17 protein-coding genes and 2 pseudogenes are annotated in these 15,328 nt (G+C 69.7%); 13 read left to right on the plus strand and 6 right to left on the minus strand.

From position 1 onward, the window contains the following. Window positions 1–89: 89 nt before the first annotated feature. The gene (locus N6H00_RS34880; protein WP_268975844.1) at window positions 90–1,082 is read left to right on the plus strand and encodes an FkbO/Hyg5 family chorismatase; all 993 of its coding nucleotides are present in this window, start codon (window positions 90–92) and stop codon (window positions 1,080–1,082) included. Between the two features lie 57 nt (window positions 1,083–1,139). Here N6H00_RS34880 and N6H00_RS34885 read toward each other — a convergent pair whose 3' ends face one another. After that, window positions 1,140–1,643 (minus strand): AtaL-like protein, encoded by a 504-nt coding sequence (locus N6H00_RS34885; protein WP_268975845.1) that lies wholly within the window; start codon window positions 1,641–1,643, stop codon window positions 1,140–1,142. Window positions 1,644–1,956: 313 nt separating this feature from the next. On the opposite strand from N6H00_RS34885, the gene N6H00_RS34890 reads away from it, so the two are divergent. The 8 genes and pseudogenes from N6H00_RS34890 to N6H00_RS34925 form a co-directional block, all read left to right on the plus strand. Beyond that, window positions 1,957–3,351, plus strand: a complete 1,395-nt coding sequence (locus tag N6H00_RS34890; RefSeq protein WP_268975846.1) for a DHA2 family efflux MFS transporter permease subunit — start codon at window positions 1,957–1,959, stop codon at window positions 3,349–3,351. A 61-nt stretch (window positions 3,352–3,412) separates the two neighbouring features. Further along, window positions 3,413–4,087, plus strand: a complete 675-nt coding sequence (locus tag N6H00_RS34895) for an O-methyltransferase (RefSeq protein WP_268975847.1) — start codon at window positions 3,413–3,415, stop codon at window positions 4,085–4,087. 234 nt (window positions 4,088–4,321) lie between these two features. Continuing rightward, window positions 4,322–5,203, plus strand: a complete 882-nt coding sequence (locus N6H00_RS34900; RefSeq protein ID WP_268975848.1) for a 3-hydroxyacyl-CoA dehydrogenase family protein — start codon at window positions 4,322–4,324, stop codon at window positions 5,201–5,203. Then, on the plus strand, window positions 5,203–5,466 hold the full coding sequence (locus N6H00_RS34905; protein WP_268975849.1) for an acyl carrier protein: 264 nt from the start codon (window positions 5,203–5,205) through the stop codon (window positions 5,464–5,466). Before N6H00_RS34900 ends, N6H00_RS34905 begins: the two co-directional genes overlap by 1 nt. Beyond that, window positions 5,459–6,556, plus strand: a complete 1,098-nt coding sequence (locus N6H00_RS34910; protein ID WP_268975850.1) for an acyl-CoA dehydrogenase family protein — start codon at window positions 5,459–5,461, stop codon at window positions 6,554–6,556. Before N6H00_RS34905 ends, N6H00_RS34910 begins: the two co-directional genes overlap by 8 nt. A 12-nt stretch (window positions 6,557–6,568) precedes the next feature. Beyond that, on the plus strand, window positions 6,569–7,648 hold the full coding sequence (locus N6H00_RS34915) for an HAD-IIIC family phosphatase (protein WP_268975851.1): 1,080 nt from the start codon (window positions 6,569–6,571) through the stop codon (window positions 7,646–7,648). Beyond that, window positions 7,645–7,941: a hypothetical protein gene (locus tag N6H00_RS34920; RefSeq protein ID WP_268975852.1), complete on the plus strand. Its 297-nt coding sequence runs from the start codon at window positions 7,645–7,647 to the stop codon at window positions 7,939–7,941. Before N6H00_RS34915 ends, N6H00_RS34920 begins: the two co-directional genes overlap by 4 nt. Continuing rightward, a pseudogene (locus N6H00_RS34925) lies at window positions 7,926–8,108 on the plus strand (SDR family oxidoreductase); the annotation flags it as partial. The gene N6H00_RS34920 and the pseudogene N6H00_RS34925, both read left to right, overlap by 16 nt. A gap of 81 nt (window positions 8,109–8,189) precedes the next feature. Here N6H00_RS34925 and N6H00_RS34930 read toward each other — a convergent pair. Beyond that, complete coding sequence (locus N6H00_RS34930) at window positions 8,190–8,603, minus strand: (R)-mandelonitrile lyase (protein ID WP_268975853.1); 414 nt, start codon at window positions 8,601–8,603, stop codon at window positions 8,190–8,192. Between the two features lie 60 nt (window positions 8,604–8,663). Then, complete coding sequence (locus N6H00_RS34935) at window positions 8,664–8,984, minus strand: carboxymuconolactone decarboxylase family protein (protein WP_268975854.1); 321 nt, start codon at window positions 8,982–8,984, stop codon at window positions 8,664–8,666. 210 nt (window positions 8,985–9,194) lie between these two features. Between N6H00_RS34935 and N6H00_RS34940 the strand changes: the two genes are divergently transcribed. The 3 genes from N6H00_RS34940 to N6H00_RS34950 all read left to right on the plus strand — a co-directional run bounded on the left by N6H00_RS34940 (window position 9,195) and on the right by N6H00_RS34950 (window position 11,749). Continuing rightward, on the plus strand, window positions 9,195–10,076 hold the full coding sequence (locus N6H00_RS34940) for a helix-turn-helix transcriptional regulator (RefSeq protein WP_268975855.1): 882 nt from the start codon (window positions 9,195–9,197) through the stop codon (window positions 10,074–10,076). Between the two features lie 150 nt (window positions 10,077–10,226). Continuing rightward, window positions 10,227–10,961: a GNAT family N-acetyltransferase gene (locus N6H00_RS34945; RefSeq protein WP_268975856.1), complete on the plus strand. Its 735-nt coding sequence runs from the start codon at window positions 10,227–10,229 to the stop codon at window positions 10,959–10,961. A 254-nt stretch (window positions 10,962–11,215) separates the two neighbouring features. Further along, window positions 11,216–11,749 (plus strand): DinB family protein, encoded by a 534-nt coding sequence (locus tag N6H00_RS34950; protein WP_268975857.1) that lies wholly within the window; start codon window positions 11,216–11,218, stop codon window positions 11,747–11,749. A gap of 187 nt (window positions 11,750–11,936) precedes the next feature. Here N6H00_RS34950 and N6H00_RS34955 read toward each other — a convergent pair whose 3' ends face one another. Beyond that, on the minus strand, window positions 11,937–12,188 hold the full coding sequence (locus N6H00_RS34955; protein ID WP_268977301.1) for a hypothetical protein: 252 nt from the start codon (window positions 12,186–12,188) through the stop codon (window positions 11,937–11,939). Between N6H00_RS34955 and N6H00_RS40650 the strand changes: the two are divergent. After that, window positions 12,169–12,524: pseudogene (locus N6H00_RS40650) on the plus strand (carboxymuconolactone decarboxylase family protein). The gene N6H00_RS34955 and the pseudogene N6H00_RS40650 sit on opposite strands and share 20 nt — an antisense overlap. A gap of 62 nt (window positions 12,525–12,586) precedes the next feature. On the opposite strand, the gene N6H00_RS34965 reads toward N6H00_RS40650, so the two are convergent. Then, window positions 12,587–13,933, minus strand: a complete 1,347-nt coding sequence (locus N6H00_RS34965) for a cation:dicarboxylate symporter family transporter (RefSeq protein WP_268975858.1) — start codon at window positions 13,931–13,933, stop codon at window positions 12,587–12,589. Window positions 13,934–14,072: 139 nt separating this feature from the next. Continuing rightward, window positions 14,073–15,239: a mandelate racemase/muconate lactonizing enzyme family protein gene (locus N6H00_RS34970; RefSeq protein WP_268975859.1), complete on the minus strand. Its 1,167-nt coding sequence runs from the start codon at window positions 15,237–15,239 to the stop codon at window positions 14,073–14,075. Window positions 15,240–15,328 lie beyond the last annotated feature (89 nt).

Genomic DNA, 15,328 nt, shown 5'->3' on the forward strand with positions numbered 1-15,328 from the left:
CGGCACATCGTTTCCGGAGCCAAGAGAGAGCAACTCACCAGAGAGAATGCGGAGCCACATTGAATTCGTCATCGCTTGGCCGGAATGGGTTGACGTCGTACTTCGCAAGCGGGCGCACCAGGGGAGTACCCCCGGCCGGAAGGAAGATCCTCGGTATCGTCAACTACACGTCCGCATGCGAATATCCCACCCTGGACCACGGCTATCCCGAACTCGACATCAACATGGTCGCCCCGACCGCGGATCCCTTCGCCGAGGTGTGGGTGACGGACACCGAGGCGGAGCACGGCGAACGCGACGGAATCACCTACGCGCACGACGGCGAGTACTTCTTCTGTGCCGGTCGGGTCCCGCCCGCCGGGCGGTACACGGAAGCCACCAGAGCGGCGTACGTCACCATGTTCGAGCTGCTGGAGGAATTCGGCTACTCCAGTGTGTTCCGCATGTGGAACTTCATCGGTGACATCAACCGCGACAACGCGGAGGGCATGGAGGTCTACCGCGACTTCTGCCGCGGCCGGGCCGAGGCGTTCGAGCAGTGCCGGCTGGAGTTCGATCAGTTCCCGGCGGCCACCGGGATCGGCTCCCGGGGCGGTGGCATCGCCTTCTACCTGCTGGCCTGCCGGTCCGGCGGGCATGTGCACATCGAGAACCCCCGGCAGGTGCCGGCCTACCACTACCCGAAGCGGTACGGCCCGCGTGCGCCGCGCTTCGCCCGCGCCACCTACCTGCCGTTCCGGGCCGCGGACCGGGCCGGCGGCCAGGTCTTCGTGTCCGGCACCGCCAGCGTGCTCGGCCACGAGACGGCGCACGAGGGCGACCTGGTCAAGCAGTGCCGACTGGCGCTGGAGAACATCGAACTCGTCATCAGCGGCGGCAACCTGGCCGCGCACGGCATCTCCGCCGGCCACGGGCTGACGGCGCTGCGCAACATCAAGGTGTACGTCCGCAGGTCCGAGGACGTGCCCGCGGTGCGCGAGATCTGCCAGGAGGTGTTCTCACCGGACGCCGACGTCGTGTATCTGACGGTGGACGTCTGCCGCTCCGACCTGCTGGTGGAAATCGAGGGTGTGGTCATGTAGCACGATCCGGTGCCCCGGCCTCGGCCGGGGCACCGCACGTCCCGGCGACGGAGGATGTCAGGCCGCGGCGGTGCCCAGCGTCACCTTGCGCAGTGTTTCCGCGGTCTGGCGGGCCGTCTCCAGCACGCCCGCGTCGGTCTCCGCGAGCAGCCCCTCGACCTCGGTGATGCGCTGTGCGGAACGCTCCGACAACACCACTGAGACGGTGTAGCGGAAGCGCCCCTCGGGGTCCTGGTCGAGTTCGTTGATGACCGCGGTGAAACGCGGGTCGTCCAGCACCTCGAAGTCGATGCGCCACCGGTCGCGGCGCGGCGTGACGCGTTCCCGCACGATGTCCTTGCCGAAGAAGACCGCCTCCCGCAGGAATCCGTCGGGATACCGCTCGACGATGCGGCACTCACTGATCTGCGCCACGTAGTCGACCGGGTATTCCGCCTTGCGGAGGAGGGTCTCCCACAGCGCGTCGTAGCTGATCCCGTCCTGGCTGTCCGTGCTGATCCCGTCCTGGCTGTCCGTGGTGGAATCGCTGATCAGGGCGGAATGGGAAATGATGATGGCCACGTCTTCTCGCTCTCAGCGGGTGCGGCGCCCTACCCGGTTCGGCCGCACGGTCTTCGGCTGACGGCTCGGCAGCCGCGAGCGTAGGGCGGTCCCGGACGCGCCGGGAATTCTGAGTTTTCCACCATCCGTCCATCAGATGGTAATTTCTTGTCCCACAACCCCCCGGTGACCGGCGTTTCCGCAGCTCAGCGCCATTTTGTTGGCCTTGACCAAGATGAGCGGATGATGGGAATGTATGCGCCGTACATGGTGCCCTGACCCGGAGGAACAGATGAGGCCGCCACGACTTAACCCGAAATTATCAGTCAGCGTGATGTTCACCGTCTCCATGTTCGTACGCATGCTGGACATGACGATCGTGACGGTGGCACTGCCGGCGATCAGCCGGGACTACCACGTCGACACGGTCAGCGCCAGTGCCGTCGTGGTCAGTTACCTGTTGGGCCTGGTCATCGGCATCCCCGCGGCGAGCTGGTGCGGTGACCGGTGGGGCACCAAGCGGGTCTTCGTGATGGGGCTCGTCGTCTTCACGCTCGCCTCCGCCGCCTGCGGGGTGTCCCAGAACCTGCCGGCGCTGACAATCTTCCGGCTGCTCCAGGGCCTCAGCGGCGGCCTGTTCGGGCCGGTGGTGATGGCGATGCTGGTGCGCACCTTCCCGCCGGAGGAGCGGATCAAGGCCAGCCGGGTCATGACCATCCCGATCGCCGCCGCCCCGCTGATCGGATCGGTGCTCGGCGGGTTCATCGCCGACTCCCTCTCCTGGCGCTGGATCTTCTACATCAACCTGCCCATCGGTGTCGCCGCGACCCTGTTCGCCGTGTGGTTCCTGGACGACGACGGCCAGCGGGCGCGCAACCCGTTCGACGTCCTCGGCTTCCTCTACGCGGCCGGCGGACTCACCCTGCTGATGTACGGGCTGAACAAGAGCGTCGACGACGGCTGGACCTCGGCTCTGGTGCTCGGCTGCGTCATCGGCGGCGCGGTGCTGCTGGGACTGCTGTGCTTCACCGAACTGCGGGCCGCGCACCCCCTGCTGGACCTGCGGGTCTTCGGCAACCACATCTTCCGGATCAGCTCCGGCATCATCTTGATGATCACCGCGTTCAACGCCGCGTACAACTTCGTGTTCCCGCTGCTGTACCAGAACGTGTTCGACCGCTCGGCCCTGCGGGTCGGCATCGACATCGGCCCCGCCGCCGTCGGGGCCATCGCCGGGGCGCAGGTCGCGGTGAAGATGTACCACCGGCTCGGTCCGCGCAGGCACCTGCTGGTGTCGCTGACCGCCTCGTTCGTGGGCCTGGCGCTGATGGCGTTGATCGACGGCGGCACCCAGCGGTGGCTGGTGTGGCTGATCATGCTCTACACCGGCGCGGTCAGCGCCATCGCGTACAACGCCGCGCAGACCATGTCGTTCGCCACTCTGACCCCGACCCAGGTCGGGGTCGCCTCCTCGCTGTTCAGCACGGCCACCCAGACCGGCGCCGCGCTCGGCGTCAGCCTGCTCAGCACCATCCTGGCCGGCCTGGGCACCACTACCGGCTCCGGCGCACCGGACCTGTCCACGTACCAGCTGGGCTTCGTCGTCACCAGCGGACTCGCGATCGTGGCGCTGCTGCTGACCCTGCGGGTCCGCGACAGCGAGGCGGCCGGCACGCTGGCGCCGCAGCCGGCGAAGGAGGCGGTGCCCGATGTGAAACCGGCCCCCTAAACCCCCCTAGAAACGACTCCGGTCCCGCTGCGCCGCGGCGTGCTCTCCCACCATGGAGGCCATGGCGAACCAAGTGAGCACGTCTGCGGAGCTGCTGGACTACGTCACCTCGGTCTCGCTGCGTGACGACGAGATCCTGCGCGGCCTCCGCGAGGAGACCGTCGGCCTGCCGGGCGGCACCACGCTCCCGGTGGCCGCGGAGGAGGGCCAGCTGCTGGCGCTGCTGGTCTCGCTCACGCAGGCGAGGACCGTCCTGGAGATCGGCACCTACACCGGGTACAGCACGCTGTGCATGGCGCGTGCGTTGCCGCTCGACGGCCGGATCGTGACGTGTGACGTCACCGACAAGTGGCCGTCCGTCGGCCGCGAGTACTGGAAGCGCGCGGGCGTCGCCGACCGCATCGAGGTACGCGTCGGCCGGGCCACCGAAACCCTGGACGCGCTGCTCGCCGACACCGGCTTCGGGCCGGACTCCTTCGACTTGGTCTTCGTCGACGCCGACAAGGCGAACTACCCGGCCTACTACGAGCAGGCGCTGCGGCTGGTGCGGCCGGGCGGGCTCGTGGTCATCGACAACACGCTCTTCTTCGGCCGGGTCGTGGACCCCGCCGCGCAGGACCCCGACACCGTCGCGGTGCGGGAGCTGAACGCCAAGCTGTTCACCGACGACCGGGTCGAGCTGTCGCTGCTGCCGGTCGCCGACGGCATCACGCTGGTGCGCCGGACCACTGCCTGATCCCACCGCATCACGCTGGTCCGCCGGATCACGGGACCCTACGCTGCCCGATCCCACCGCATCGCACTGGTGCGCCGGACCGTCGCCTGATCCACCGCACCACCCCATGCCCCTCGCCGGCACGCCCTGCCGCCCGGCCGCACCGCGCCGGTGGCCGTGGCGGCTCGGCCCCCGCCGCCCGGCCGGCCCACCGCCGGGCCGCGGGTCCACGGAAGTGAACGTTCGGGAGGACACGTGACGTCAGCAGCTCATGAGCCGCAGGATCGGGCGCTGGTGGTGCTCGGCGCCGGTGTGATGGGCGTCGGCATCACCACGCTGGCGCTCGCCCACGGCGTGCCGGTCACCCTGGTGGACACCGCGGCGGGCGTGCTGCCGGTGGCCCGCGGCCGGATCCGGGAGGGCCTGCGGATGGCGCAGCTGATGGGTGCGCTGCCCGAGGGCGTCACCACCGGCGAGCTGACCGGGGCCACCGCGCCGGCCGAGGTGGACTGGGCGGCCGGCCCGGTCGCGGTGATCGAGGCCATCACCGAGGACGCCGAGCTGAAGGCCAAGGTGCTGGCCGAGGTGGCCCCGGCGGTCGCGCCCGGCACCCCGCTGATCTCCAACACCTCCTCGATCCCGATCGACGAACTGGCGGGTGCGATCGGCCGGCCCGAGGACCTGCTCGGCACCCACTTCATGAACCCGTCGTACCTGATCCCGACGGTCGAGCTGATCCGCGGCCCGCGCACCGGCGAGACCGCGCTGGGTGCCACCCGGGAGCTGCTGGGCCGGCTGCGGCGCAAGGTCATCGTGGTGAACGACGCCCCCGGGTTCGTCACCAGCCGGGTGCTGCACCCGATGATCAACGACGCGGCGCGGGTGGTGGAGCAGGGCACGGCCTCCGTCGAGGACGTCGACGCGCTGATGCAGGGCTGCCTCGGACATCCCACCGGCCCGCTGCGCACGGCCGACCTGATCGGCATCGACAACCTCGTCGACTCGCTGTGGGTGCTGTACCGGCGCACCGGCGACGAGGGCTGCCGACCGTGCGAACTGCTGCTGTCCAAGGTCCGCGACGGACACCACGGCCGTAAGAGCGGCCGCGGCTTCTACACCTACGAAAGGGCGATGTGATGGGTACCAGCACGGAGAGTGCGTCCGTCGAGCAGCAGCTGCTGTCCTTCCTGGAGGAGCGGACCAAGACCCCGTGGACGCCCGACCGCGACCTGTTCGCCGACGGTGGCCTGTCCTCCCTCTTCGCCATGGAGCTGGTCGTCCACCTGGAGTCGGCCTTCGACGTCACGGTGGCCGGTCCGGACCTCCAGCTGACGAACTTCCGCACCGTCAACGCGATGGTCGCGATGGTCGACCGGTTGCGGCAGGCCGACGGTGCATGACCGCGAGGCCCTGGTCAGCGAGCTGGTGGGGGACCGCGCCGACACCTGGGACCTGGCCGGTCTGATCCCCACCGAGCTGTTGCGGAAGCTCGGCGAGGCCGGGTTGCTGTGTGGTGAGGTCCCCCGGGAGCACGGCGGGCTCGGGCTGAGCAGCCTGGACAACGGCCGGTTCACCGCGCACGTCGGCAGCCTGTGCAGCTCGCTGCGGTCCGTCATGACCTCCCAGGGCATGGCCGCCTGGACCATCCAACGGCTGGGCAGCGCCCGGCAGCGTGCCGAGCATCTGCCGCGCCTGACCTCCGGCACGCTGGCCGCGGTCGGCTTCAGCGAGCCCCAGGCGGGCAGCGACCTCTCGGCGATCACCACCGAGATCCGCCCGGACGGCGACGATGTGGTGGTCGACGGCCGCAAGGTCTGGGTCACCGCCGCGCACTACGCCGACCTGCTGGTCGTCTTCGGCCGATACGGCGACGGCGCCGCGGCGGTGCTGGTGCCTGCCGACGCCCCCGGTGTCACCGTCGAGCGGGTAGCCGACCCGATGGGCTGCCGGGCCGCCGGGCACGCCGGCATCCGGCTCGACTCGGTGCGGCTGCCGCGCGGCCACGTCCTCGGCGGTGCCGGCGCGGCGCTGACCATGCTGGTCACCGCCGCGCTGTCGTACGGCCGGATGTCGGTGGCCTGGGGCTGTGTGGGCATCCTGCGGGCCTGCCTGACGGTGGCGTCCCGGCACGCGAAGTCCCGCGCGCAGTTCGGCCGGCCGCTGGCGGAGCACCAGCTGATCGGCGGTCACCTGGCCGACCTGCTGGTGGCCGAGCAGACCGCCACCCGGGTGTGCGAGCACGCCAGCCGCTGCTGGGACAACGGGTCCTCGGACATGGTGACGGCGGCGGTGCTGGCCAAGCACGTGGGTGCCACCCAGGCGGCGACCGCCGCGGCCACCGCCGTGCAGATCCTCGCGTCGGCGGGCGCGTCGGACGGACACGTGGCGGCCCGCGCGTACCGGGACGCCAAGTTGATGGAAATCATCGAGGGCAGCAATGAGCTGTGCCGGCTGATGCTGGCCCAGCACGCGCTGTCGGTCGCGGGCTGAGAGGAGAACACGGTGGACGGGCAGGTCACCATCGTCAAGTGCGTGGTGTGGGACCTCGACAACACGCTGTGGAAGGGGACGCTGCTGGAGGACGGCGAGGTCGGGCTCTTCGACGGACTGCGCGAGGTCATCGAGGAACTGGACCGCAGGGGCATCCTCCAGTCGATCGCCAGCAAGAACGACCACGACCACGCCTGGGCCAGACTGGAGGCGCTGGGGGTGGCCGAGTACTTCCTGCTGCCCAGGATCGGCTGGGGGCCGAAGTCCGGCTCCGTCCGGGAGATCGCCGAACGGCTCAACTTCGCGCACCGCACCATCGCGTTCATCGACGACCAGCCCGCCGAGCGGGCCGAGGTCACCTACCACCTGCCCGACGTGCGCACCTACGACGCCGGGCAGGCGCTCTCCCTGCCCGACCTGCCGGAGTTCTCCCCGCCCGCCTCCACCGTGGACTCCCGCCGTCGCCGCGAGATGTACCGTGCCGGCTTCGCGCGGGACGCGGCGCGCACCGAGTACGCCGGGCCGGACGAGGATTTCCTGCGCTCACTGCGACTCACCATGACCATCGGAAAGGCCGGGGACGAGGAGCTGACCCGGGTCGAGGAACTGACCCTGCGCACCAGCCAGATGAACGCCACCGGTGTGCACTACTCGGACGCGGCGCTGCGCGGCCTGCTCGCCGATCCGGCCCATGAGGTGCTGGTGGTCACCATGTCCGACCGGTTCGGCACACACGGCGCGGTCGGCATCGTACTGCTGGAAAAGCTGGCCGAGGTCTGGCACCTGAAGCTGCTGGCGACCTCCTGCCGGGTGGTCAGCTGGGGCGCCGGCGCCACCATCCTGAACTGGTTGTGCGACCAGGCGGCCGGCAGCGGCGTGCACCTGGTCGCCGACTTCCGCCGCACCGACCGCAACCGGATGATGGAGATCGCCTACCGGTTCGCCGGCTTCTCCGACCAGGACTGCGCCTGCCGGTCCGCCATCACCCACGCCCCGGAGCTCGAGGGCACCGAACGCCTCCACCTGGAGCCGGCCCGGCAGCCCGCGTCGTCGACGGTGACGGTGATCGCCAAGGACATCGCGGGGCGGTGACGACGGCTTCCCCCGCCTTCGCCGTGAGTCTCTGGGCGCTGCCCCGCCGGTCCGGCGATCCCCTGGTGTGGCAGATCTGCGCCGTGCTCTGCCCGATCCTGTGCGTGGTGCTCGCCGTGATGTACGCGGCGCCGTCCGACCCCGGTGCGGAAGCGACGACGCCGCGGCTCCTGATGCGCGGCGAACACGCGGCCATGCTGCTCGGAGCCACCGTCATCGGGCCGCTCGCGGGACGCGGCCTTGCGGGCGGCCACGGAGGAACTGACCGACGCGGGCCATGGTCAGCGACATGATCGCCAAGGGAGAACTCGATCGTGCCGAGGCCGAAGCCAACCAGCCCATCAACCGGCTCGGCACCGCCGAGGAAATCGCCCAGGCCGTCCTGTGGCTGTGCAGCACCGGGGCCGGCTTCGTCGTCGGCGTCGCCCTCCCCGTCGACGGCGGCTACGTCGCCCGATGACGACCGCCGACGCGGCGCGGGCCACCACGATCGGTGGCCCGCGTGGGGTCCTCGACGGCGTGCTGTGGCGCCGTGGGCCGATCAGTGGCCGATGGTGGCGAGGGCCGCGGCGTACTGCTCGTCGGTGACCGGCTCCAGCCAGCTCGTGCCGTCGCCGTTGCCGTCACCGACGACCATGGCGAGGTGGGCCATGAGGGTGGTGTCGGTGGCCCCGTGCCAGTGCTCCTCACCAGCCGGACACTTCACGGTCTCACCCGCGCTGACCCGTACCACGTTGCCGTCGCGGGTACCGACCAGGCCGACACCGTCGGTGATGCAGAGGGTCTGCCCCAGGGCGTGGGAGTGCCAGTTGGTGCGGGCGCCGGGGGTGAAGCGCACCAGACCGACGGCCAGGCGGGCCGGCTCCGACGGCGTCTCGATCAGATTGAGGTAGACGTCGCCGGTGAAGCGTTCGGCCGGGGCCTTGGCGGTGGGGGTGTCCGGGACGTGTTTCATGACGGTATTCCTTGCTCGAATCAGGTGGACGGGTGTGGTACGCGGCGGCGGCGTTACCGGTCAGGCGCCGCGCTCGTCGGCGATCCTCTTCAGCTGGTTGATCGCCGTCATGGCGTTCGGCCACCCGGCGTAGAAGGCCAGGTGGGTGATCGCTTCCGACAGCTCCGCCACGCTCAGCCCGTTGTCCAGCGCCACGCCGAGGTGGTAGCCGAGCTGCTCGCTGCGGTAGAGCGCGGCCAGAACACTCACGGTGACCAGACTCCGGTCACGGGGGGACAGCCCCGGACGCTCCCAGATGTCACCGAAGAGAACCTCGTTCGTCACGTCGACGAGCTTCGGCGCGATACCGGCCAGCTCTTGGGGTGCGGACTGGTGGGGCATGCAACGGCTCCTTGATCGAAGTACGGAGAAATGGAGAAATACGGACCGGCCGCGACCACGGTGTCACTACGACCGAGAAAACCGCGGATCACAGGCGTCGGGGAGGGTCTGCCGTTGCGGGTATTGACAGAGCCCCCCACCGGTGGGCCGGCCGTAACAGGTACTGACAGGACCTTCCACGGGTGGGGCGTCCTGCCTAGCCTGGGACACGTGAGTACCGAGCGTGACATTCGCGACTTCCTGGCCTCCCGCCGAGCCAAGATCACCCCCCAGCAGGCCGGCCTGCCCGCCTTCGGCGGCAACCGCCGTGTGCCGGGGCTTCGCCGCGAGGAAGTCGCCCTGCTCGCCGGCGTCAGCATCGACTACTACGTCCGCCTGGAGCGCGGCCACATCGCCGGTGCCTCCGAGGAAGTCCTCGATGCCGTCGCGCACGCCCTCCAGCTGGATGACGCCGAACGCGCCCACCTGTTCGACCTGGCCCGCGCCGCCGCCAAACGCCCCACCCGCCGCACCAAGCGCGCCCGGGGACCGCTGCCGGACAGCGTCCTGCGCGTCCTGGCATCCATGACCGACTCCCCGGCGTTCATCCGCAACGGCCGCCTGGACATCCTCGCCACCAACACACTCGGCCGAGCCCTTTACGCCCCTCTGTTCCCCGACTCCGCCACCCAGACGGTCAACATCGCCCGCTCCCAATTCCTCACCCCAGGGGGACGCGACTTCTTCCCCGACTGGGAGGTCTCCGTGCACACCACCGTCGCCCTGCTGCGCACCGAAGCCGGACGCGCCCCGCACGACACCGAGCTGACCGGCCTCATCGGTGAGCTCGTCACCCGCAGTGAGGAATTCCGCACCGCCTGGGCCAAGCACAACGTGCGCCTGCACCACACCGGCCGCAAATCCTTCCACCACCCCGCGGTCGGCACCCTGACCTTCGACTTCGACGCCATGGAACTGCCCGCGCAGCCGGGTCTGACCCTTACCGCTTACACAGCCGCCCCCGGCACACCGGACCATGACGCGTTGCGGCTCCTGGCCACCTGGGCCGCCACCGAGGAAGCCCAGCACACCAGCAGTGGCCCTGCCGCCTGATCGGCCCGCTCGATGCCTGATGGGTCCCGCGGTCGACGGCACCGTGTTCCGCCCCCGTGAGATGATCGGGGGCGCCGAGCACGGGGCGCCGGCCGGGTCGGGCCCCGGGGTGTTCGACTTCCGCGCCCGTCCAGGTAAGGGAACAGCACGATGGTGAACGACGACGACCTGGCGCTCGACGACCCGGTGGGTCAGTCACTGGGCGGCCGGCACGCACATCTCGCCCGACGACTCGGCCGGGCCGCCACCTATGTCGCGGACGTGGCAACCTTCTCCGCGGTATCCACCGGCCCGGACGCGGGGGAGTGGGCCGACTTGGCCGGGCTGCTCGGTCCGGGCGCACTCGCCGACATGTTCAGCTGCCCTGCGGTCCCGCCCCCGGGCTGGGAGCCGGTGTTCAGTCTCGAGGGCCGTCAACTGATCTGGCCCGGCAGGGGCCGGCCCGGCCATCCGCGTGCCGAACCCGACTCCCACGTGCTCGAACTGGGCGCGGACGCAACGCCCGAGATGCTCGACCTCGTCGCGCGGACCCAGCCGGGGCCGTTCTGGCCCCGCACCCACGAACTCGGCACCTACCTCGGTATCCGGGTCAACGGCACCTTGGTGGCGATGGCGGGGGAGCGCCTGCGGCCGCCAGGCTGGACCGAGATCAGCGCCGTCTGCACCGCTCCCGAGGCACGCGGGCGAGGCCATGCTGCCCGTCTGGTCAGTGCGCTCGCCGCGCGCATCGTGGCGCGCGGCGAACGCCCCTTCCTGCATGTGGCGGAGACGAACACGGGCGCGCTCGCACTGTACGAGCGACTCGGCTTCAAAACCCGCAAGCAGGTGACCTTCCGAGGTTTCCGTACACCCTGCACCAGGGAACCAGCAGCAGCCCACCGGTGAGGGCTATACAGGGCAGTGATAGGGGCATTCGGCCCTGCCCCCTACCGGCTTCCGGACCAGCTCTCAACATTGGCGGCGGTGCGCTGCCACCAGCCGCGCCACCCGGACGTTCGGGAACCGGTGAGACGCGGCTGGCGAGACGCCGCTCGTCAGACGCCGCCGGTGGGACGCCGCCGTCAGCGGCGCTCGTCGCAGCACGGCTTCGTCAGCACCCTCATGGCCTCGTCCCTCACCGGTCAACGCGAAGAGGAGTCATGTACGAACTGCAAGCGCTGCTGCGTGAGTACGACGGCGCCCGCGGCTACACCGACGAGCTGTGGAAGGACCTGACTCCGGACGAGGTGGTCTGGCGTCCTGGGGAGGATTTCAGCGCCATCGGATGGCACCTCGGCCACCAGGCCCATGTCGCCCACTTCATGATCCGCAATCTCACCGCGGCCGAGCCCAGTCCTGACCCAGCCCTCGACGCACTGCTGGACTCGGCGTTGCCGGAGCGGTTCCGGGGTGCCCTTCCCACAGTGCGACGGCTCACCGCCTTCCGGGAAACCGTCGCCGAGCGGGTGCACGCCCGCATCGGTGACATCGCGGCCGGAAAGGTGAGTGCCCCCACGCAGATGACCATCGTGGCCACGCATCTGCTGACCGCCCTGGTCAACCACGAGTACCAGCACGACCAGTGGATCGGCGAGGTCCGTGCCGAGCACCTCGGGCACGCACTGCCCACCGACCCGGAAGCCGACCACGTCCGCCGTATCGACGGCTACCTTGTCCTGCACCCCTACGCGTGACGCGCGAAGTGCGAGCGGCCTGCCGTGACGGAATCCCCGCCCGGACGTGACCGGTCGCGGACGATTCACACGGCCGTGCCGCCGTGCGCCGGCCACAGACGACGCAGCCCGCCGAACGGATCGCTGTCCACCACTCGTACTCCCAGCACAAGGTTGCCTTCATGCCGTCCTCTTCGTCTCCCGCCACTCACGTCCGCCGACGCAGCCGCACGCTCGCCGCCGTGGCGGCCGGGCTGACCGCCGTCGGTGCGGTGGTTCTCGCTTTCACGCTCGACGCCGGACCGTCCGGCGGTGCGTCCCACAACTCGGCCGTGGCCGAGACGAGTACGCCCGACGCCCGCTCCGGCGCTCTGCTCGCGCTGGCCCGCCGGGACGCGGACGATCCGCTGGCCTTGGGGAGGGCCGACGCCCCCGTCGTCATGATTGAGTTTGCGGACATGCGGGCTCGTCGGCCCAACGGTGAACTGATCGGCATTGATCGGGTACTACTGAGGAGCTTCCCCCTCGCAACAGGCTGGAACGAGCTACTGGGCCGGGTTCGCGCCGATGTCAGTCTGGAGCTGGAGTACCGCGAACTGATCATGCTGCGGGTGGCCGTGCTGAACCATGCCGACTTCGAATGGGGTGTGCATTACCCGGCGTACTTGCAGGCGGGTGGCACTGAGGAAAAGTGCCTCGCCCTAACCTGTTCGGTGAGACCAAAACAGTGGAAGCGGTTGCCACGGTCGCGGCCTACAACATGGTCTCTCGCTTCCTGGTGGCGCTGGCCATCTGACGTGGCGGCCCGGCGGCCCGGAGCTGCCGCCGGGTGGGTGGGGGATGCGGCAGGCGGGCAGGTCAGGTGTCGGCTCCGACCTTGGAGGTGTCGGCGCTCTTCGACGGCGGTTCGGGGGCGGCACCGGAGTGGAGGACGGAGCGGGCCCGGTCGGCGTCGAAGTCGTTCTCCCATGTGCCGATCACGATGGTGGCGACGGCGTTGCCCAGGACGTTGATGAAGACGCGGCCCTCGTTGAGGATGCGGTCGACGCCGACGATCAGGGAGAGGGCGGCCAGGGGGATGTGGCCGACCGCGGTGACGGTGCTGGCGAGCACGATGAACGCGCCGCCGGCGATGCCCGCGGTGCCCTTGCTGGTGAGCATCATGACGCCCACCATCACCAGCTGCTGCTGCCAGGAGAGGTCGATGCCCACGGCCTGGGCCAGGAACAGGGAGGCCATCGTGAGGTAGACCGCGGAGCCGTCCAGGTTGAAGGAGAACCCGGAGGGGATGACGATGCCGACCACGGGACGGCCGATGCCGAGGATCTCCAGCTTGCGCACCAGCTGCGGCAGGACGGCCTCACTCGAGCAGGTGCTCAGCGCGACGAGCAGCTCGGCCTTCAAGAACCGCATGAGGCCGAACAGGCTCAGACGGCAGGCGCGCATGATGGCCCCGAGCACGACCAGCACGTACAGGACGCAGGTCGCGGTGAACAGGATGATCAGGTAGGCGAGCTGTTTCAGGCTTTCCGCGCCGTAGGTGGCGACGACCGTGGCCAGCGCGCCGAACGTGCCCAGCGGTGCCAGGCGCATCACCCAGCCCACGATGCGGAAGACGACGTCCGACAGGGCCCGGATGCCGCGGGTCAGCGGAGCGGCGTCCTCGCCGGCCATGTTCAGTGCCACGCCGAAGACGATCGAGACCATGAGCGCGGCCAGGATCGCGTCCCCGGTGATCGCGCCCAGCAGCGAGGAGGGAATCAGGGAGGAGACGAACCCGGTGAAGGTGGCGTGCTCGGTGGCGGTCTCGGGCACGTCGTCCGCGTTCAGCGTCGAGGGATCGACGTCCAGACCGGACCCGGGCTGGAAGAGGTTGGCGACCACCAGTCCGATCAGCATCGACACCAGCGACAGCACCAGGAAGTAGCCGATCGCCTTCACCCCGATCCGGCCCGCCTTGCGCAGGTTGTCCATGGAGGCGATGCCGGTGGTCACCACGCAGAAGACGACCGGGACCACGATCATCTTGACCAGAGCGATGAACCAGTCGTTGAGCGGCTTCAGTTCCTCACCGAACCCCGGGGCAAGGACGCCGACCACGATCCCGAGGACCGCGGCCAGCACGACCTGGAACCACAGCTCACGTAGCAGACGGTTCAGCCGTGACCGCTGCGGGCGGCCGACGGCAGTGGTGGTGCGTGTCATCGTTGGTGCTCCCTTGCACGACGATCGTGTGTATCCCGGTCCCGATGGACGCGGCTGCACCGGCGGCAGGAGCCCCACGGCCGGGTGGGGCCCGCCTGCCGCGGTGCCGGTTCAGCGGTGCCGGTTCAGCGGTGCCGGTTCAGCTGTGCAGGTCGCGCAGCACCTTGTAGAAGGCGGCCTTGCCCTCGAAGCCGATGCCGGGGATGTCGGTCAGGCCGACCCGGCTCTTGTTGACGACGGCGTCGTCGGCGAAGCCGCCGGTGGGCTGGAACTCGCCCGGGTAGGACTCGTTGCCGCCGAGCTTGAGGGCGGCGGCGATGTGCAGGGAGAACTGGTGTCCGCCGTGCGGGACGCAGCGCCGGGAGGACCAGCCGTGCTGCCGGAGCATGTCCTGGACGCGCAGGTACTCCGTCAGGCCGTAGGAGAGCGCGGGGTCGACCTGGATGGTGTCGCGGTCGGGGCGCAGCCCGCCGTAGCGGATCAGGTTGCGGGCGTCCTGGAGGGAGAAGAGGTTCTCGCCGGTGGCGATGGGTCCGGCGTAGTGCTCGGCGACGGTGGCGTTGAGCTGGTAGTCCAGCGGATCGCCGATCTCCTCGTACCAGAACAGGCCGTAGGGCTCGATGGCCCGCCCGTACTCCAGCGCCGTGGCGAGGTCGAAGCGGCCGTTGACGTCGACGGCCAGCCGGGAGCCGTCGCCGCCCAGCACGTCGATGACGGCCTCGATGCGGCGCAGGTCCTCGGCCAGGTCGGCGCCGCCGATCTTCATCTTGACCACGTCGTAGCCCAGGTCGAGGAAGCCGCGCATCTCGTCCTGTAGATCGGCGAGGGTCTTGCCCGGCGCGTAGTAGCCGCCGGCGGCGTAGACGAACACCGAGTCGTCGGGCTCTCCGTCGCCGTAGCGCTCGGAGAGGTACCGGTACAGCGGCTTGCCCTCGATCTTGGACGCGAGATCGAACAGCGCCATGTCCACCACGCCGACCGCGACCGAGCGCTCGCCGTGTCCGCCGGGCTTCTCGTTGCGCATCATGATGTCCCACGCCTTGGTGGGATCCAGGCGGCCCCGCTCGTCCAGGAGGCTGCCGGGCTCGGCTCCCGTCAGCCGCGGCAGAATGCGCCGGCGCAGGATCTCACCGGCGCTGTAGCGCCCGTTGGAGTTGAAGCCGTAGCCCACGACCGGCTTGCCGTCACGGATGACATCGCTCTCGATGGCGACGATCGAGCAGTCCATGGAGCTGAAGTCGATCCAGGCGTTGCGGATCGAGGAGCTGATCGGGACGGTGCCCTCGTAGACGTTGGTGATCTGCACGCGACGGCCTTTCTCATATCTTATAAGTTGCGTCGGTGTTAGGCTGAGGCGTCCTGATGGGGACTGTCAAGGGGTGCGAGGACCCGGAA

The sequence above is a fragment of the Streptomyces sp. S465 genome (genome assembly GCF_026898115.1).
Lineage (GTDB): Bacteria > Actinomycetota > Actinomycetes > Streptomycetales > Streptomycetaceae > Streptomyces > Streptomyces luomodiensis.